Origin of the sequence: Parabacteroides sp. AM58-2XD, from assembly GCF_003463685.1 — a bacterium.
Classification (GTDB): Bacteria; Bacteroidota; Bacteroidia; order Bacteroidales; family Tannerellaceae; genus Parabacteroides; species Parabacteroides segnis.
Genome location: NZ_QSDP01000035.1, coordinates 19,853 through 40,313, shown reverse-complemented (window position 1 = coordinate 40,313; position 20,461 = coordinate 19,853). Strand labels below are relative to the sequence as shown.

Here is a 20,461-nt window from a genome sequence, read left to right as displayed (position 1 = left end):
TAGCATAGCAGTAAAAAAACTAAAAGTCAACTTTAAATTTTTTATTATGAATATTATTCAACACTTAATTAAGTTAAAACGTAAAAGTACGAATTTTTGTGTAACAAACTTGTTACTTGTACTAAGTTTTATCTTTTTAACAACTATACCAGCGAATGCGCAAACAGGTAATGTTAACCTGAAACTAAAGAATGTCACATTGCCTCGTCTTTTTCGGGAAATAGAAAAGCAATCAACTTACCGTTTTTCTTATCGGGATGCTGATCTTGCGGGAAAAGCCCTTGTTACAGTATCAGTGAAAGAACGATCACTAGAAAGTGTATTAACTGATATTCTATCGAAACGACATCTTCAATATCAGATATCGGGTAATAAGATTCTGATAACTGTTTCTTCCATGCAAACTCCGAAATCAACAGAAAAAAAAGAAGTTAGCGGAGTTGTCGTTGATGAAAGGGGCGAACCTGTTATCGGTGTCAATATTTCGGAGAAGGAACGACCAATGGAACTATTACGGATATGAATGGTCGATTCTCTTTCAAAGTAGGCAATAATAGTAGTTTGCTCGTTTCCTATATCGGATATGACGGTCAGGAAATATCCGTTAGAGGGAAAAACCGGTTTAATATTACTCTAAAGGAAAATCTTCAGGCTTTGGATGAAGTTGTCGTTATCGGATATGGTACGCAATCACGTGAATTGTTGACGACGTCAGTTTCAAAGGTTGATAATAAAGTGCTGGAAAACGTGCCTTATGGTAATCTGGCATCTGCTCTGCAAGGGGCTGTTTCCGGTGTGAGGGTACAAAGTACTTCCGGACAACCCGGTGAGGCACCCCGTATTGTTGTACGTGGTGGTACTTCTATTCAAAATCCGGACGGGGCTGCTCCTTTATATGTGGTCGACGGCATTACTCGTGATGACATCAATCATTTGTCAAGCAATGACATCGAATCCATACAAGTATTGAAAGATGCTGCGTCTACTTCTATTTATGGAGCAAAAGGATCGAACGGTGTTGTTATTGTAACGACTAAGTCGGCTAAGGCTGGTAAAGCTTCGGTTTCTTATTCATATGACTTTACCATATCGACTATAGGAAAAAAATATGAAATGGCGAATGCTAAAGATTATTTGACTTTGCATCGTACAGGTATGGTCATGCAGGATAAATTCCCGGATGCAACCAGTGAATTAGGACTGGCAAAAGGCTATGGTACGGGAAATAATTTAACGAATCAAACAGCATTCACAACACAGTATCTGAATGATTCGAACAGACATAAACTGAATGAGGGTTGGATAAGCATGCCGGACCCCATAGATCCTTCTCAGACGTTGATATTCCAAGATAATAAAATGTCGGATTTGGCTTATCGCACCGGCTTTTCCCATAATCATCATGCAGAAGTGAGTGGTAGTTCCGAACGGGCAAAATTCTTGGCCGGTATAGGTTATCTGAAAAACGAAGGTACTTTACGTGCAACGGATTATAATCGTTTTTCTTTCAATATTAATGGTGAAGTAAAGGTTTTGGATAATTTGAACGTTACAGGAAGAGTGTATTATTCTAATACAAGAACTCACACGTCGCCTTTTAACTCTGCTGTTTCGTTTTATAGAAATGCCAGTTTGGCTCCGACTGCCAAGATTTATTTTGAAGATGGCTCGTATGCTCCCGGTTCACAATGGGGTATGAGTAATCCGTTATATTCCATGTCAATTGCGAAATATACGGATAAATCGGAGAACTATACGCTATCTCTGGGGGCGGATTGGACGATATTACCGGGGCTTTCCTTCAAACCTCAAATAGCCCTGTATAAAACGAATACGGATAAAAATCGTTTTATGCCGGCATATTGGAATGGACCGAATCAACAGGTAAAGACAAGAGAAGCTTCTGCTAATCATAATGAATGGTCTCATTACCAGGCGGATGCCGTATTGGATTATACGAGGACATTTTGGGAGGATCACCATTTTTCTGCTATGCTGGGATTAAATTATACTGAACGTATTATCGATGCAATTACGGCTGCTGGTAGAGGTGGGGCTACGGATAATATTACGACTGTGAACGGTATTGCGGAAAGGACTGCGGCTTCAAGTTCGAGTTCTACGCATAAGATGATGGGATATTTCGGTAGAATTAATTACAATTACAAAAACAAATACCTGTTATCTTTTAGCGCCCGTTATGATGGAGCCTCTAATTTGGGACGTAATAATAGATATGGATTCTTTCCCGGAGTTTCGGGAGGTTGGCATATTGATCAGGAGAATTTCTACCCGGACGGATTGAAGAAAATCGTGAAGGCCAAATTGCGTGCCAGCTATGGTGTGAACGGTAATATCAACGGACTTGCCGATTGGGCTGCCGACGGTAATTATAGTGTGGGACAAACATTTTTTGGAAATCCCGCTATCCGTATCAGTTACCCGGCAAATGATGATGTGAAATGGGAACGTTCGAAGACATTCGACATCGGTGGTGATTTTAAATTCTTGAATAGCCGACTGAATATTACGGCTGATTATTTTAGAAGGAAGACCGATCATTTGATTACAATGTTTACGTTACCGCCATCTACAGGTCTGGGGGATGTTTATACTAATTTGGGAAGCCTCGAAAATAAAGGTGTAGAACTGGAAATCAATGCCGAAGTACTCCGTTTTGGGAAAGATGGCAGTTGGACGATCGGGTTTAATGCATCGAGAGTAAAGAACAAGATTTTGGAGTTACCGGAAAATGGTGTGGAAAACAATCGTATCGGAGGTGAATATGTATGGGATGCATCAAAAAATCAACATACCTGGCAAGGTGGCTTGCAGGAAGGAGGAACTATGGGGGATATGTTCGGATATAAACAATTAGGTGTTTATTCAACCGATGAAGAGGCTGCCAAAGCTCCGCAAGACATGCTTATAACTATTGAAGACAGAACAAAGTTCGGAGGTGATGTAAATTGGTTGGATGCAGACGGTGACGGTAAGATCGATTCGAAAGACCGGATATATGTGGGAAATCAATATCCGAAATGGACGGGTGGTGTTTCCAGTAATTTGTCGTTCAGCGGTTTCGACTTCTATGTAAGGGCAGACTATACAGCCGGACATACGATTTATAATTGGGCGAGGATGTTTTTGGATTACAGTTTGTTCGGAGACAACAATATGACGCAAGATGTTGTAAAATATTCCTGGAAACAGCAAGGAGATGTGACGGATTATCCTCGCTTCTACAGAGGTAATTTTACACAGTGTAATGCAACGGGGGCAAGACCTGGATCGATGTATTACGAAAAGGGTAATTTCTTGTGCTTCCGTGAAGTGACTCTTTCTTACTCTTTCTTGCCTGAAATATTTAAAAAAGCGAGAATCAGTAACGTCCGTGTATCTGTAACAGGTAGTAACCTTTTATACATTACGAGTTATAAAGGCTTGAATCCCGAGGATGGTGGAACCGACGACGGACGCTATGCAATGCCTAGAAACGTGACTTTTTCAGCTAATCTTACATTTTAAAAACATGACGTTATGAAAAATAGAATCAGAATAATTAGAAACGCAATAATAGCCGTCTTGTTTACTTCATTAGTAAGTTGTGATGTGCTGGATGTAGAACTACCAAGTGTTATCAGTGGCAATTCATTTTGGAAAACAGAAGAAGATGTCAAGGCTGCAATTCAGGGAATGTATACCTACTTGAGAGAGGTTGACGAAGAATTGTTTTTATTGGGCGAATCCCGTGCCGAAACATCCGGTTTGAATGCAGCAGGCAGTAGCGGTGGATATGATATTTATTTTAATAATACGCTTACTTCCGCAACGGTTGGAGCCTCTTGGAAACCCTTCTATTCGTTGATAAATTCGTGTAACTTGATTATTAAATATGCGGATGGCATCAATTTTAACTCCCAAGCAGATAAAAACTATTATTTGGCACAAGCTTATGTGATGAGAGCTTATGCATATTATGTAATGGCTCGTTCCTGGGGAGACTTGATTATTCGTACTGAACCGGTAGAGGGAACAGACCCTAAAGTGCTTTATAAAGAGAGATCATCTGTCGGAGAAATATTTACACTTATCAAAAGTGATATTGATAAATCGATTGAACTGTTTGCCGACCATCCTAATAGCGGTGCGCCTGCCAGCGGAAGAATCTATTGGAATAAACCTGCGGCAAATGCTTTAAAAGGTGATGTTTATCTTTGGACGGGAAAACGGCTGAATGGAGGGGAAAAGGATTTCACAATTGCTTTGAATGCTTTGAAGGAAGTTAAACAACCGGGAGTTGATTTGATTGCTGATTTCAGTAAAATATTTGATGTTGGTAATAAGTTCAACTCAGAACTTCTGTTTTGTGCTCATTATCAGAAGGACGAGAGAAATCATAACTTTTATTGGCATACCTGGATCATTCAGGCTGGCGTTCCGGGGAATATTGATGAGGAAACGAAAAACACGATTTTCCCAACAGGTGGTGGACAGTCACTTACTGCCCCGACGAAATTACTGATCGATTCTTATGATCCCGATGATACCCGAAAGGCTGGCACGTTATATGAAATATATACCTATGATGAGGACGGTAACCGGGCATATTATCAAAGCGTGTGTATGAAGGGTAAAGGATTGGTTGAAGCCGGGCACAGATACTTTATGAGCCATGTTATTCTTTATCGGTATGCAGATGTCTTGTTGATGATGGCGGAAGCGAAAAATGCTCTGGGTATGGATCCTTCCGATGAAATTAACCAGATAAGAAAAAGAGCTTATGGAGAGAATTTTGACAAACATATTTTTGTCAGCGGTTCAAAAGAATATAATGATGAAGTGATTCTGAAAGAACGCTTGTTGGAGTTTGCCTTTGAATGTAAAAGATGGTGGGATTTATTACGTTTTGACAAAGCGTTCGATTTAGTTCCGTCTCTTCAGAATAAGAAAGGAAAAGATTATCTGAAATTATTCCCTATAAGTGATGATTTGTTGAGTAAAGAACCCATGGTAAAACAAAACCCGGGATATGATGACTAACTCATAATAATAAAATTCTCAAATATAAATTGAGTACAAAATTTTATTATTGAAGTCTATAATACAAAACAAATACTAAAAAGATGAGAATATTTCTAGTAATACTATTTGCCTTATCCTATTTTTCAGGCAATATGCTGGCAAAAGATCTGAGTAAACAGTCGGGAGTACGAAAAATAAAAGATGTGGTTGTATACGACGACCCGCAGTTTTACGTCGCATTTCCTTCTGTTGTAAAAAGCGGTGATGACTATCTGGTCGCTTTTCGTCGTGCACCCAACAGGGTTATGTTGGGAGAACCATATCCGACGCATACCGATTTGAATAGTTATTTAGTGATGGTCCGCTCCAAAGATGGTGAAACTTGGACAAAAAATCCCGAATTAATTTATGCACATCCTTTTGGCGGATCCCAGGATCCCTGTCTGTTGAAACTGAGAGACGGAACGTTGCTTTGTACGAGTTACGGTTGGACACACCTCAGAGAGGATGCGATAGCGAAGTTGAAACAACCTGTTTACCACGAAGGAGGATGGGTAGCCATGGGTGGTTATATTATGCGTTCTTTTGATAATGGCAAGACATGGGAAGGACCGATCTATCCTATCGCAGTGAAAGATGGAATTTATAAAGACCCAATGGGAAACCCGTTATCAGCTTATAACAGAGGTGCCTTGTATGAAGGTGAAAGCGGAAGAATTTTTTGGGTAGTAGCAGCCATGGATGATTACCCGCTTACAAAAACATCTAATCATCTGCTTTATTCGGACGATAAAGGGTTGACCTGGCAATACGCAAGTATCGTGGCGACTCATGAGAAATTCATCTTTAATGAAGCTTCAGTTTATGAAACACCGAAAGGTGATATAGTCGCATTCATACGTACCGAGAACCCGGAAACACGGGCCTGCATCGCTCGCTCTACAGACGGTGGAAAAACGTTCAAATGGCAACCTATGGGTTTTTACGGACATCCACTGGCGGCTGTAAGGCTACCGGACGATCGCGTGTTTCTGACATACGGTTACCGGGAGAAACCCTGTGGCGTACGGGCCCGGATTTTAAATGCAGAATGTACGGACTTTGCAACCGCAGAGGAAATCGTGCTTCGTGATGATAACGGGCCTGGTACAGACGTGGGCTATTCGTGGCCGGTCGTATTGGATAACAACAGAGTGTTGGTCGTTTACTATATAACGAGAGACGACGGTCAGCGTTATATAGGAGGTACGATCCTGGAAGTAGACCCAAAGAAAAAATAGCATATTGATTTTCTGCTTAAATTAAGAGGGGGAGAGGTCGACAGACCTCCCTCCGCTTTATAACTCCTAACATGTAAGATATAACTCAAAATGAAAAGATACTTCGTATATCTGTTTTTTTATTCTTTCATATCCTGCCATCTTTCTGTGGAAGATAAAGTGTACAATTCCGGAATACATATCATACCGGAACCCTTACAGCTGGAAGTTCGACAAGGCGTCTTTCCTATCAGCAACTCGACCACCTTATCACTGAAAAATGGTGATTGGGAAAAAGAAGCCTCTATATTAATGAATAAGCTGGAAGAAGCAAGCGGATATAAACTCTCTTTTTCGGATAACTCTTCCAATAATTGCATTAGGTTCAAAACGAATGAAAACCTGGGAGAAGAAGGATACGAAATAGAAGTAGACGACCGGCAAATATCACTTTCGGCCGCCACAGAAAAGGGTATGTTTTATGCTATACAAACATTCTTCCAACTCTTACCGGCAGAAATCGAAAGTGTGAAACCATTGAAAATGAAACTATCTGTTCCTGCTGTTAAAATTGCAGACCATCCACGGTTCAGTTACAGAGGAGTGATGATAGACGTGAGCCGCCATTTCTTTACCGTGGAAGAACTGAAAAAACAGATATCCGTGATGGCTATGCTTAAACTGAACCGTCTGCATTTGCATCTGACGGATAATCAGGGATGGCGTATTGCTATCGATAAGTATCCGCAACTGGTTGAATATTCTGCCGTACAGGAAACATATAATGAAGAGTTATACGGACCTTGCTATTATACAAAAGAAGATATAAAAGAACTGGTAGCCTATGCCGGCCGTCATCATATAGAAGTGATACCCGAGATAGAGTTCCCGGGACACAGTTTGTCGGTCCTGGTTCCTTTCCCCGAATTGTCGTGCAGTGGCGGACCTTTTAAAAGTGAACAGGTCTTTGGCTATGAAGAGAATGTCTTTTGTGTAGGCAACGACTCCGTGTTCGCCTTTATGGAAAATGTATTGACGGAAATAGCCGAACTATTTCCAGCCCGCTATTTGCACATCGGAGGAGACGAATGCGTTAAGAGATATTGGCAAACATGCCCCCGTTGCCAAGCGTTAGCCCAAAGGCTGAACCTCCGCCCAACTCCGGAGCATTCTGTAGAAGAACAATTACAAAGCTATGCCATCAAGCGGATGGAGCGTTTTATTTCCGGTACGTTGGGTAAACGCATGATCGGTTGGGAGGAAATTCTGGAAGGCGGATTACCTGAAGATGCAACCGTGATGAGCTGGAAAGGCACTGAATGCGGAGCCAAGGCCGCAGCCACAGGCCATGATGTTGTTATGGCCTCCATGGCCGACGGGCTTTACCTATGTGCTGCACAAGGCGCCGATGAAGTAGAGCCGGCTGCTATGGGCGGACAGTCTTACTTGAAAGACGTATATGAATTCGAGCCGCTTCCAAAAGAATTAGCTCCCGACAAAAGAAAACATGTAATCGGTACCCAAGCATGCTTATGGAGTGAATGGACGACCTCCGGAGAGCTGTTGGAATACATGCTCTATCCGCGGACCGTGGCTTTGGCGGAAACAGCCTGGACAACACCCGAAAAGAAAAACTGGGACGACTTCCTACGCCGTCTGGAAAACATGCAGGTCCGTTTGGATTTAAAAGGCATCAATTACCACATTCCGCTTCCGGAAGGAGAGTTGACGACCAACAAAGTCTTTACTGGAGATTCTGTCGTTTTGGAATTTAAAAACAGCCGTTCCCTGCCTATGGTCTATACGACGGACGGAGCAACTCCCGACATGCATGCTCCCTCTTTGCCGGAACGGTTAGTACTGCACCAGCCGTGTACACTGAAAGTCTGTACAAAGACAGCAAGCGGCAAACTTAGTCCGATACGCACTATAAACGTTAAAAAGCAAACACCTATACCCGCTATTGACGGTATTTGCAACGGACGAATCCGCCTTCAGCAGGCAAACGGCCTTTTTAAGGATCATAACGATTTTGCAAAAGCCGTATACGAAACAGATACAATAATAAACTCTTTTGCTGCATATAATAACAATAAATTCGATTTCAAAACTCCCGGATTGGCATGCTATTCCGGCGAAATCGAAGTACCAGAGACGGGTATTTACACTTTTAAATCGAACGCGGATGAGTTGTGGATTGCAGGGAAACTATTAATCTGTAATCCCATCTCTTCTCGCTTTTACGAGAAAAAGACGCAAATCGCCCTCGAAAAAGGTGTTCATGCCTTCGACCTCGTGTTTTCCAACCGCTTGAAAGAAGGATTTGCCACCTGCTGGTACCCAATCGATTTTCAATACCTTCCGCCTTCCGGTGGCGAGTGGATAAAAAGCAATTAAAATTTTGTACAAACCATGAAGCACATATATAAACTATTATTGGCAGCCACCCTGTTGGGAAGTTGCCAAACCGACGGAAGTCAGACGGATTTGAATATAAACAGAAATCCGAACGAACTCTTCCAGAATACAACTCCCCATAAAAAAATGATCGTCGACGTCGACATGTGTACCGATGTAGACGACGCTTGTGCCCTGCGGATCGCAACAGCACTCGACGACGACGGTATCATTGACCTGCAAGGAGTAGCCTTTTCCGTAAACGGTCCCAATAACCTCGATGCTTTACGCGGTTTTCTCCTTCACGAAGGCAAGCCCGATGTTTTGATAGGTAAAAGCGCGGTAGCCAACCCGCCTGAAGAATCACCCTACTGGGATCTGATGGCCGAATATAGCGATGGCAAGGTGAATTCCTGCGAAGCTGTAAAAATGTACCGCAAAATACTCGCCGAAAGCGATACCCCGGTCGATATCGTTACAACCGGCTACACCACCAACATCGAGTGCCTGCTGAAAAGTGAACCTGACGAATACTCCGGCTTACGGGCCAGGAACTCGTCAAAAGAAAATGCGGACAACTCTACGTCGTAGGTGCTACCTATCCGGAAGGGCGTTGCAACAACATCTGGTTTGCCCCCGCAGCCCGTACGGCGGCAGATTATATCAGCAAGCATTGGCCCTATCCGATACTCTTTTTCACAAACGATGTAGGCGGATTGCTCGTATGCGGCGCCGGCTTGCAACAGGTAGACACCGAACGCAAAGACATCGTAACCCGTGCCTTATACGTATTCGGAACCGATACCGGACGGCTTGCCTGGGATCCTTTCGGCGTATGGTGTGCCGGATATGCCTGTGGTAAAATCAACCGGCTGGGCTTCAAACGAGTAAATATATTCATAGATACCGAAACGGGTCGCAATACATTTGCCGATGCAACCGATGGAAAGCACTTTGTCATCTATCCGCTATGCGACAACAAAAATTATTATAATGCCATGATGGATCACTTGTTAATCAAAAAAGCCAAACTTTAATTGCTGACCGAATTATTTAATACCCATTTAAAACACATTTTTAAATAAATAAAAGAATATGGAAAAGATAAACAGACGACAGTTTATAAGCCAGTTCGGACTGGCCACAACAGCCATGTGCGTTTCGCCACATTTCGCATTTGCCAAACCACTCGCTTCGGATAAGAAAATCCGTCTAGGCGTAGTTGGTGGCAATTTCGGTTTAGGTTTCTTCTTCCATGAACACCCCAACTGCATCGTTGAGGCTGTGAGTGATTTGGATACTCAAAGAAGAAACAAGCTGATGGAAGTCTACCAATGTAAAAAATCATACGAATCACTGGAGAAACTGCTCCGCGATCCCAAAGTCGAAGCCGTAGCCCTTTTCACCCCGGCACCTGACCATGTGCGCCACACGATCCAGTGCCTGAAGGCCGGCAAACACGTGCTCTGTGCTGTTCCGGCCGCCATGACCGAAGAAGAATGCCATCAGTTGTTTGAAGCCGTGAAACGCTCTGGACTCACTTATATGATGGCTGAAACAACCACCTACCGCGAAGAAACCATGATGGCACAGGAGTTCTATCGCGCGGGCAAGTTCGGAAACATCTTCAGCAGTGCGGCTCAGTACTATCATCCCGGTCTGGAAACCTTGTATTTCGACGACAACAAGAAACCGACCTGGCGACATGGCCTTCCACCTATGCTATATCCTACGCATGTTACTTCTTTCCTGATTGCCGTCACCGGAGAAAGGCTGAGAAGCGTAACCTGCAACGGTTGGGGCGATGGAAGCCCGTTGTTGAACAACAACCCTTTTAATAATCCCTTCTGGAATGAGACTGCACTTTTCCGCACCGACAAGGGCAACTCCTTCATGGGCGAGGTATGCTGGAGAGGTGCGCTGGTAGGCGTTGAAAGAGGTGAATGGCATGGCGACAAAATGAGTTACTATTCCGAATATAAAGGCCTGGGTTCGCATCAGGTAGTCTCCAGCGAAATGCAGGGTAAAGATGAAGGTGGCTTCGTTGTCGACGAACCCGAAATGCACTTTGTCGAAATGAAGCCCTTTTGGAAGACTGGCCTGCCCGGAAAGATCAGCCATATCAGCGGACACGGCAACTCGCATTGTTTCATTACCCACGAGTTCATTAGCTCGCTTGTGGAAAACCGCAAGCCCGGGGTCGATGTACATGAAGCGCTGGCTTACACCATCCCTGGTATCATTGCCCACAAATCGGCTATGCACGACGGCGAGTTATTGAAGATACCAGTATTCGATTAAACATTTCCACATTTATAAAATAGACTCTGAGTAATACATTTTTACATTTTTTTTCATGCTATAGAGTTGTGTGATAACCGATGCAGCCAGTCTGTGACAGATCGGCTGCATTTATGTAAATTCTGCCTCCAGTGATACTCTACTCCTAAGGAATGGCTAATGTAGGCAGTTCCCTGACTTATTTCCCCTGTTGGATATAAAATTTGAAAAATTTCAGTAAGAAATTGAGTACAATTTTTTAATATTAAAGTCTGTATAATAAATAAAGGAAAATGAGCGACCAGATGCACATAGATAGTCTATGGAAGCGCTTTCTTAAAGGCGACGACCGTGCATATACAGAGTTGTACAATCTGTATATAGACGACTTGTTCGCTTACGGCATGCACTTTACCACCAACCGCGAGTCGGTTAAAGATTGTATTCAGGAGGTTTTTATCTCTCTATATAAAGATCGTTCCAAACAAAGGAAAGTAAATAATATAAAAAGTTACCTCTTTGTATCGTTGAAAAACGAACTGTTCGATCTGTTCAAAAAAAGTGTTGAATATTATCAGATAGAGACAATAGAACCTGTTTTTCAAACGGAATATTCCGTAGAAGACCAGTACTTGAAAAACGAAGCTGCCAGCAATAATGTCGCCCGGGTGAAAAAACTTTTGCAGGTCTTGTCGCCCAAGCAAAACGAAGTGATCTATTATCGCTATGTAGAAGAAATGTCGTACGACGAAATAGGCGAGTTGATGCACATGAACAACCAATCCGTTCGTAACCTGGTTCATCGCTCTATTCTGAAGATTAGAGAACTCATGCATAATGATATATTTGTTCGTTTTTGATAAACTGATTATTGGATAAACAAGATGGAGAAGAAATATAAGGAATATACAGTAGATGAATTATTGCAGGATGATTATTTCATATCATCTATCTTGCATCCTACACAGGAGAGCCGCGAGTTTTGGGATTTTCTGATACAAAGCGGTAACCTGTCGGCTCAGGATTTTGAAGAAGCAGCTTTTTTTATCGAAGTGGTGAACTCCCGCAAAGAAAAACTCCTTCGTAAAGAAAAAGAAGCATTGTGGAGCAAAATAGAAATAGAAAATAAAAGTTCGCTAAAGAAAAAAATACGGACGCTTTATGCCGCCTGTTTCTCGGCTGTGGCATGTGTTTTCATTTTGCTGGGTGTATCGTTCTATTTCTTTTATGAAAGCAACCGGCAGGGAGATAATATGATTGATATGATTGCCGCTTTCAAAAAAGAGAAGAATGTACAGCCAGGATCAGAGATTTGTTTGGTGTTGTCGGACAACAAACAAATGAGATTTGAAGAAGACAATACAGATGTCAAATATGACGATAAAGGAGAAATAAAGGTCAATTCCCAGACGGTGATGGAAGGAAATAAGGATAAAAAGGCAGTTGACAATAAAGAAGAGAAAGAGGCGACAGTCACCTATAACCAGTTGATCGTGCCTAAAGGCAAACATTCCACCTTGTTGCTGTCCGACGGCACCAAACTTTGGGTTAATGCCGGGTCGCATGTCATATTTCCCGTATCGTTCAAAGGCGATAAGAGGGAGATCTATGTAGATGGCGAAGTCTTTCTCGACGTAACCCGCAACGAAGGTAATCCCTTTGTTGTGAAAACAGACCGGATGGCTGTCGAGGTGTTGGGTACTTCCTTTAATGTCAAGTCGTATGGTAATGAAAAGACGGATGATGTCGTATTAGTGACAGGCTCCGTTCATGTTCGTACGGAAACAGGTCGGAAAGCCGAGTTGATTCCCAATCAGCGGTTCCGGTGCACATCGACCGGTGATGTGGACATTCAGACTGTAGATGTATATGATTATATATCCTGGAAAGACGGTTTGTTGCAATATAAAAAAGAACGTCTGTCTGTCATATTGCAGCGATTGTCGGATTATTATGGAAAACCGATCCGATGGGAGCCGGAATTGGAACGCCTGACTTGCTCGGGTAAACTGGATTTGAAGGATGATATGGAAAAAATCTTGAATGGATTAACCAAGATGATTCCCGTAAAATTCGTGAAACAAGATGATTGCTATTATTTTAGCGTAACCCCCTTAAACAGCAAGCCTATGGAGTAAAGAGTATAAAAAACCGGATAACATACCCCTACATTATCCGGCATGATTCAAATTGAAAATTTCACAGAGTATCAACTTAAATCAATACAAATGTATGATAAATAATTTAAAAGGCAGCCATACGCATGCCGTTTTTAGTAGATTTATTCGGATTATGAAACTGATAAACCTATTCTTCATAGCAGGTATATGTTTCGCGAATGCCGCAAGCAGTTATTCGCAGTCCACTTTGTTAACCTTGGAAGCAGACAACAATACCCTGGAAGAAGTATTCAAATGATAGAAAAAAATAGCGAGTATGTTTTTTTCTATAGTGACAAGGCGGTTAACCTAAAGAAAAAAGTCAGTATTAATGTGAAAGACCAGACGATCGATAAAATACTCGATCAAGTATTGCTGCAAACCGGAAACGCTTATTCGATCGACGACCGTCAGGTGTTCATCGGCGTTGCAGCAAAAACAATTCGAATTCCGTTCAACTGCCCGCGGTTGCGCAGGTAGAGCGCATTGATGTGACAGGCGTTGTTCAGGATAAAGCAGGAGAACCTGTTATCGGAGCAACTGTTGTGGAGAAAGCTAATCCGACGCATGGTACCATTACCGACCTGGACGGCCGTTTTGAGTTGCGCGGTGTACCTAAGAATGCTGTATTGCAGTTCTCTTTTGTGGGTATGCAGGCACGCGAAGTAGCTGTAAACGGAAAAAACATGTTGAATGTCACTTTGGAGCTAAATACAGTTCTGGATGAAGTCGTTGTCATTGGATATGGCACACAGTCAAGGGCTACATTGACTACTTCTGTCTCCAAAATGGATACGAAGGCGCTCGAGAGCGTACCTTATGCCAACCTTGTTACAGCGTTGCAAGGAACCGTATCCGGTGTCAGAGTACAGTCAACGACCGGACAGCCGGGTGCAAGCCCCCGTATCATTGTGCGTGGCGGTACCTCTATCAATAACCCCGATGGCGCCGATCCGATTTATATCGTAGACGGCGTGATCCGCAACGACATTGATGGTATTAATTCGGATGATATCGAGTCTATGCAGGTACTGAAAGATGCCGCATCCACTGCCATCTATGGTGCACGCGGATCAAACGGTGTTGTTCTGATTACAACGAAAACCGGTAAAGCCGGGAAAACCAGTATCACTTATAAATATGACCTTACACTTTCCAAAGTAGGAAAGAGATATGATATGGCATCTGCTCGCGACTATATCTATTATAGCCGTATCGGACATCAGATTGCCGATCAGCGCTGGGGATTCGGCCTGAATGATCTTTATACGGCTACAGGTGCCGGTACAGGTAACGACCTGACAGCGAATACAACCTATACGACACAATATCTGACTCCGGAAAACCAGCATAAGTTGAACGAAGGATGGGAAAGTATGCCCGACCCGGTTGATCCGTCGAAAACGATCATCTTCAAAGGAACGGACTGGCAGGACGTGTTGTTCCGTACAGGTGTTTCACACAATCATAATGTCAACATTTCGGGTGGTTCCGAAACGGCTACTTTCAATGCCAGTGCAGGCTATATGACGAATGAGGGTACCGTTATCACCACTCATTACGATCGTTTGACATTTAACTTAGGTGGAGAAGTGAAATTGCGTTCTAACCTGAGGTTGGCGGACGTGCTTCCTACAGTAAATATACCAATAATGGTGTGAATGAAACAAGTATCTTTGCTCGTGCTATCGGACAGGCGCCGACAACGAAATATACTTTCGAAGACGGTACACTTTCTCCCGGTATCAAAGGGAACGGAAACCCGGCTTATCATTTGCATCGAAATACCAATAAGAATAGCGATGAGAATATTACGTTTATCTTCGATGGAAACTGGGAGATTATTCCGGGCTTGACATTCGCGCCGACATTCTCTATCTGGAAAGAAGCTGCGGATAGTTATAGCTTTACTCCCTCTTACAAGATGGTGTGAACAACCTGAATACTGTGCGCCCGGCTAGTGCCAGTTATTCTAAATGGTGGCAGACACAGGCTGATGCCGTATTGACATACAATAAAGACTTTACAGATCATCATCTGAATGTCATGGCTGGTTATTCCTACTATTTCAAGTCGAGCTACGGTATGTCGGCCAGTGGAGATGGTGCGTTGACCGACTTGATACCGACGTTGAATGCGGTTTCCAATTACAAGCATATGAGCAGTAATTTGTCGAAGCAGATTATGCTGGGTTATTTCGGAAGAATCAATTATAACTACAAACAGCGTTATCTGTTGTCGGTGAATGCCCGCTACGATGCTTCTTCCATGCTGGGTAGAGAGCATAAATGGGGATTCTTCCCCGGCGCTTCTCTCGGATGGAATGTACATGAAGAAGCTTTCTGGAAAGATATGAATGCAGATGCTTTCCGTTTGAAACTGAGAGGTAGTTATGGTGTCAATGGTAATATTACCGGTATGGGACCGTATACGGCGCAGGGTGAATACTCTGTTGGCCAGGGAAGGTATATGTGGGTAAACGGAATTGCGAATACGGTTTTGCCGAATGAAGATTTGCAATGGGAAGAATCAAAAACATTCGATGTCGGTGTGGATGTCGGTTTGTTTGATCAACGTGTGGATGTTATTTTCGATTATTTCAATCGTAGGACCGATAATTTGGTTACGCAGTTGCCGATGCCTTTGTCGTCCGGTTTTGATGTGATTACTACGAACTACGGTAGCCTGAATAACCGGGGTATCGAAGTCGAGGTAAAGGTGCAGGTAATGCCGAAAAAATCCGAATTACAGTGGGAGTTAGGTTTCAACGCTTCTCATGTGAAAACCAAAATTCGTAAACTCCCGGAAAACGGAGTGGAAAGAAACCGGGTAGGAGGTTATTATGCTTGGAATCCGGAAATCAATGATTACGACTGGGTAGGTGGTCTTCAGGAAGGTGGCCGGATCGGTGATCTCTTTGCTTGGAAGTCGTTGGGAATCTATGCTACCGATGAGGAAGCGAAGGCTGACCCTGTGGTTGATATGATGGACCCATATGAAGACAAGACCAAATACGGTGGTGATACTCGCTGGTATGATGCCGATGGAAATGGCGAAATCAATGAGAAAGATATTTGTTATATGGGTAATACGTATCCGAAGTGGACAGGCGGTATTTCAAGCTCCTGGAGTTGGAAGAATTTCGATTTGTACCTGCGTATGGACTATATGACCGGACATACTATCTTTAACGAACAGAAGATCTTCCTTTGTGGACGCTGGGCAGGTAACCTCAATATACCGCAGGAAATGATCGACAAGAGCTGGAAAAATCAAGGAGACGTAGCAGCACTTCCGGTGTATATACCGAATGAAGATTATAACTTGTGGAGAGGTGGCGATTGGTATGGATTGGGTATGATGAATTCTGAATTTTATGAATCAGGTAATTACCTTTGCATCAGAGAGCTTACGTTGGGCTATAGATTGCCGCTTACAGGTGTTATGAATAAAATTTTTCAGAACCTGAAAGTGAATGTAACCGGAAATAATCTTCATTATTTTACAAAATATTCTGGTGCGAATCCCGAATTCGGAGGAAAAGATGCAGGGCGTTATCCGCTTCCCAGAAATGTGATTTTCGGCGTATCAGCTACATTTTAATTTAATTTCGTAAAACTCGATAAGTTATGAATAAGTATAGTCATTTATTTATATGCCTGTTTGTTCTGGTGTTTTGCTCATCATGTGGGGATCTGTTGAATCAGAAGCCGGTGAGTGCTATTACAAACGAGTCTTTTTGGACGAATCAAGATGATGCAACAGGGGTCTTGACGCATTCGTATGTACAACTCCGGGATATGTCGTGCGGTGAGTTGTTTACGTTGGGAGAATCCAGAAGTGATGTGATTACGAGGCAGTCACAGGGGATATCTATGAGCGGTATTATAAAAATACATTGAGCCAGGAATTACCGGGACCCGACTGGACTTCACTCTATAAGATTGTGAATGAGGCGAATCTGCTTATTAAATATATACCTCGTATCGATGCGGTTGAGACCACAAAAAATAACTTGTTAGCAGAGGCTTATTCATTGCGGGCTTATCTGTATTTTGTGTTGGTTAAGACCTGGGGCGGAGTTCCGCTTCGGGTAGAACCTACCGAAGGTTACAATCCGGAAACCGTACAGAAAGGCCGGGCTACAGTGGAGGAGGTTTTCAAAGTGATAAAAGAGGATTTGGATAATGCAATCGCTTTGTTCCAGGACAATACCTTCTGGGCTTCCAGGAACCGTTTCTCCCAGCCGTTTGCCAATACGTTGAAGGCTGATGTTTATTTGTGGACAGCTAAACGGTGCGGCGGAGGAAATGCCGATTTGGAGACTGCTTTAGCGGCTTGCAATGAGGTGCTGAAGGCTGATGTGGCGTTGCTTCCGAATTTTGCCGATCTGTTTGAATTTGGTAATAAAAGCAATGAGGAGATAATCATGTCTATTGCAAACACTATTTATGATGGTGGGGAGAATTATTTTAAGGATAACTATTCCGGAGCAGACGGCGGTATGATAGATCCGATTAGCGGAGAGGTGATAGGTACTACCGGGAATGGTATGGCTTGGACTGTAAGCGATTTGGTTAAAAATCAATTTACAGATGACGATAGCCGGAAAGAGGCTTCGTTTGTCGATGGGGTGAGATATGGTGAAAATAATGAGATGATATATCCGGCTTTGATTCGTAAAGGGCGGGGTGTCGTACAAAATGGTCAGAGATATTTCAGGAGTGATTTCGTTTTATATCGCCTGGCAGACGTGCTGCTTATGAAGGCAGAAGCCAAGAATGCACTGGGACAGGATCCGTCTGAAGAGATGAACCTGATTAGAAAGAGAGCGTATGGTGATAATTTTGACAAACACATCTTTGTGAACCGGTCTAAAGAATTGAATGACGACGAGATTCTGAAAGAAAGGTTGCTTGAATTGGTTTTTGAAGGAAAAAGATGGTGGGACCTCATACGATTCGGAAAAGCATTTGATATAGTGCCTTCATTAAATAATAAGAAAGGGCAGGATCACATGTTGTTATGGCCACTTAGCTTGACTGTATTGACTCGTGAACCGCAAGTCGGACAAACTCCTGGTTGGGGAGACTGATTCTCTTGAAAATAGAATATAGGGATGAGATATTTACTTGTTAGTGTAATAATAAGTATTGGTATTGGTCTGTTTGGTTGTAAACAAGAACAGAATGCTGGGGAAAATACATCACTTCCCCAGCATGTTCAAGTACGAAACGTGATTATTGATGCCGATACGGATAATGAACTGGATGACTTGCTTGCAATCGCTGCTGCTTTGAAGTCGCCTAAGCTGGAAGTCATCGGAATGACTGCTGCGCAATGGGATGGAAGGAATAATACGGTGCGGGAAGGACATGATCCTTGGTGGAATGATAATTCTGCCTATACCAGTTGGCTGATGAATGCCGTATTGGTGCAGTTATTAGACCGGACAGACCTTCCCTTACCCGTGGGAAGTGAGAGGAAGATCGTTTATAAAAAAGGGAGTCCTGAAAACAACCCTCGCAGAAGTGAGGCAACGGATTTTATTATCCGCAAAGCATCAGACTTGCCTCCGGGAGAAAAGTTGACAATCATCAGTACCGGAGCCCTGACGAATGTGGCATCTGCTGTAATGGTGAAGCCTGAAATAGCTAAAAAGATAGCGCTTTACTGGCTTGGGCAAACCTATGATTTTGAAAAGGATTTATGGATAGGCGAACATGAATTTAATGTGGCTAATGACTTGGAGGCCTTTGATCTTCTTTGCGATGCAGAAGATTTGGAATTTCATATTATGCCTAATAACGTAAGCGGATTACTGCGTTTTCATAATGCCCATTCGATCAATAAGCTTGAAAAGGTGGAAGGTATAGGTACTTTTATAGCAGATCGGTGGAGAAAGAGGATTGGAGACAATATGACTTCTTCCTGGACCATGTGGGATGTCGCTCTTATTTATGCGATCACAAATCCGGAATGGGCGGAAGAAAAGAAGGTAGATACGCCTCCGGGCACAACCAAAAGAAAGGTCGATATATACACGAATATCGATGCGGAGAAAATGGAGAATGAGTTTTGGAATGCTTTAGGTTGTAATGTCCCTGAGGGACAGCAAGCGGCAGCACAGCCACAGATACGAAAAGTAAAAGATGTGGTTATTTATGAAGATCCTAAATTTCATGCAACATTTCCTTCGGCTGTAAAGCTGGGGCCCAATGAGTATACGGTGGTATTCCGGCGTGCACCGGACAGAAGAGTTTTTGGTGAACCTGGGAATGCGCATGTCGATCCTAACAGCTATTTGGTGCAGGTTCATTCGAATGATGGTGAAAACTGGACGAAAGATCCGGAGTTAATCTACGCCCATCCTTTTGGTGGTTCACAGGACCCTTGTTTATTGCAATTAAAGGATGGAACTTTGCTTTGTGCCAGTTACGGCTGGGCTTTTTCCTCTCAGGAGGGTATAGACAATTTAGGAAAACCTGTTTTGCATGAGAGTTGGCATGGTGGTGAAATTGCATTTTTAGGAGGATATATCTTGCGGTCTTTTGACAAGGGGAAAACATGGGAAGATCCGATTATTCCTCCAACGCTGGATTCGGAAATTTATATCAGCGCAACGGGAGAGCCTCTGCCGACTTATAACAGAGGGGCCATGTGCGAAGGTAAAAACGGCAAGATTTATTGGATTGTGGCTGGTCATGATCCAGCCCCGTTAGGAAAAACCAGTAATCATTTGCTTGTATCTGAGGACAAAGGCGAAACCTGGCAGTATTCCGGACTGGTTGCTACCGATGATAGTGTTGCATTCAATGAAGCTTCCGTTTATGAAACACCGAAAGGAGATATAGTCGGTTTTCTACGGACTACTTTGTATGATCATGCATGTATTGCCAGGTCGACCGATGGAGGAAAGACTTTCGAATGGAAATCAATGCAATTCCAGGGGCATCCTTTGGCGGCTCTGAGGCTCCCTGATAATCGTGTGTTGTTGACATATGGCTATCGTCACAAGCCTTTTGGCATCCGGGCAAGAATTTTGAATGCAGAATGTACGGATTATGCCATTTCCGAAGAATTTATACTTCGTGATGATGGTGATGGACCGGATTTAGGTTATCCTTGGCCGATTATGCTGGAAGATAATAGAGTTCTTGTAGTTTATTATTATAATAAAAATGGCCATCGTAATATTGAAGGTACCATTTTGGAAATAGACTGTAAAAAATAAAGAAATATATACCTTTAAATTCTAAGATCATGTAAAAGAACGCAGACAGAACAGATGACGCGGATAAACGCAAATTTATTTTATTAAATAACTTTGCCGTAATCTGC

General features: G+C 42.9%; 17 protein-coding genes. All 17 read left to right on the top strand.

All coding sequences use genetic code 11. The features are described from left to right. The first annotated feature begins 46 nt into the window (after positions 1–46). On the top strand, positions 47–523 hold the full coding sequence (locus tag DXA15_RS26315) for a SusC/RagA family TonB-linked outer membrane protein (protein ID WP_233567155.1): 477 nt from the start codon (positions 47–49) through the stop codon (positions 521–523). After that, entirely contained in the window at positions 520–3,528 is a 3,009-nt protein-coding gene (locus DXA15_RS10565) for a TonB-dependent receptor (protein ID WP_233567153.1), read from the top strand. The genes DXA15_RS26315 and DXA15_RS10565 overlap by 4 nt, the downstream gene beginning before the upstream one ends. Before the next feature lie 12 nt (positions 3,529–3,540). Further along, positions 3,541–5,043: a RagB/SusD family nutrient uptake outer membrane protein gene (locus tag DXA15_RS10560; RefSeq protein WP_128133997.1), complete on the top strand. Its 1,503-nt coding sequence runs from the start codon at positions 3,541–3,543 to the stop codon at positions 5,041–5,043. Between the two features lie 83 nt (positions 5,044–5,126). Continuing rightward, positions 5,127–6,305, top strand: a complete 1,179-nt coding sequence (locus DXA15_RS10555) for a sialidase family protein (protein ID WP_128133996.1) — start codon at positions 5,127–5,129, stop codon at positions 6,303–6,305. A gap of 90 nt (positions 6,306–6,395) precedes the next feature. Further along, a complete protein-coding gene (locus DXA15_RS10550; protein ID WP_128133995.1) occupies positions 6,396–8,681 on the top strand; it encodes a family 20 glycosylhydrolase in 2,286 nt (761 codons plus the stop codon). A gap of 15 nt (positions 8,682–8,696) precedes the next feature. Beyond that, positions 8,697–9,272, top strand: a complete 576-nt coding sequence (locus DXA15_RS26310; protein WP_233567151.1) for a hypothetical protein — start codon at positions 8,697–8,699, stop codon at positions 9,270–9,272. A gap of 125 nt (positions 9,273–9,397) precedes the next feature. Further along, positions 9,398–9,718: a hypothetical protein gene (locus DXA15_RS26305; protein WP_233567149.1), complete on the top strand. Its 321-nt coding sequence runs from the start codon at positions 9,398–9,400 to the stop codon at positions 9,716–9,718. A gap of 58 nt (positions 9,719–9,776) precedes the next feature. Then, a complete protein-coding gene (locus DXA15_RS10540) occupies positions 9,777–10,982 on the top strand; it encodes a Gfo/Idh/MocA family protein (RefSeq protein ID WP_128133994.1) in 1,206 nt (401 codons plus the stop codon). Between the two features lie 284 nt (positions 10,983–11,266). Continuing rightward, positions 11,267–11,821 carry an RNA polymerase sigma factor gene (locus DXA15_RS10535; protein ID WP_233567148.1) on the top strand — a complete coding sequence of 185 codons (555 nt, stop codon included), beginning with the start codon at positions 11,267–11,269 and terminating at the stop codon, positions 11,819–11,821. Between the two features lie 24 nt (positions 11,822–11,845). Next, positions 11,846–13,099, top strand: a complete 1,254-nt coding sequence (locus tag DXA15_RS10530) for a FecR family protein (RefSeq protein WP_128133992.1) — start codon at positions 11,846–11,848, stop codon at positions 13,097–13,099. 276 nt (positions 13,100–13,375) lie between these two features. Continuing rightward, positions 13,376–13,600: an STN domain-containing protein gene (locus DXA15_RS26300; RefSeq protein ID WP_233567147.1), complete on the top strand. Its 225-nt coding sequence runs from the start codon at positions 13,376–13,378 to the stop codon at positions 13,598–13,600. 11 nt (positions 13,601–13,611) lie between these two features. Beyond that, the gene (locus DXA15_RS26295; protein WP_233567146.1) at positions 13,612–14,781 is read left to right on the top strand and encodes a SusC/RagA family TonB-linked outer membrane protein; all 1,170 of its coding nucleotides are present in this window, start codon (positions 13,612–13,614) and stop codon (positions 14,779–14,781) included. Continuing rightward, positions 14,778–15,053 (top strand): hypothetical protein, encoded by a 276-nt coding sequence (locus DXA15_RS26290; protein ID WP_233567144.1) that lies wholly within the window; start codon positions 14,778–14,780, stop codon positions 15,051–15,053. The genes DXA15_RS26295 and DXA15_RS26290 overlap by 4 nt, the downstream gene beginning before the upstream one ends. Beyond that, positions 15,050–16,723 (top strand): SusC/RagA family TonB-linked outer membrane protein, encoded by a 1,674-nt coding sequence (locus DXA15_RS26285; protein WP_233567142.1) that lies wholly within the window; start codon positions 15,050–15,052, stop codon positions 16,721–16,723. The genes DXA15_RS26290 and DXA15_RS26285 overlap by 4 nt, the downstream gene beginning before the upstream one ends. Positions 16,724–16,749: 26 nt before the next feature. Beyond that, positions 16,750–17,022, top strand: coding sequence for a RagB/SusD family nutrient uptake outer membrane protein (locus tag DXA15_RS26280; protein ID WP_233567140.1), 273 nt, complete (start codon positions 16,750–16,752; stop codon positions 17,020–17,022). Further along, positions 17,019–18,215: a RagB/SusD family nutrient uptake outer membrane protein gene (locus tag DXA15_RS10520; protein WP_233567133.1), complete on the top strand. Its 1,197-nt coding sequence runs from the start codon at positions 17,019–17,021 to the stop codon at positions 18,213–18,215. The genes DXA15_RS26280 and DXA15_RS10520 overlap by 4 nt, the downstream gene beginning before the upstream one ends. 24 nt (positions 18,216–18,239) lie before the next feature. Further along, a complete protein-coding gene (locus tag DXA15_RS10515) occupies positions 18,240–20,354 on the top strand; it encodes a nucleoside hydrolase (protein WP_128133991.1) in 2,115 nt (704 codons plus the stop codon). Positions 20,355–20,461 lie beyond the last annotated feature (107 nt).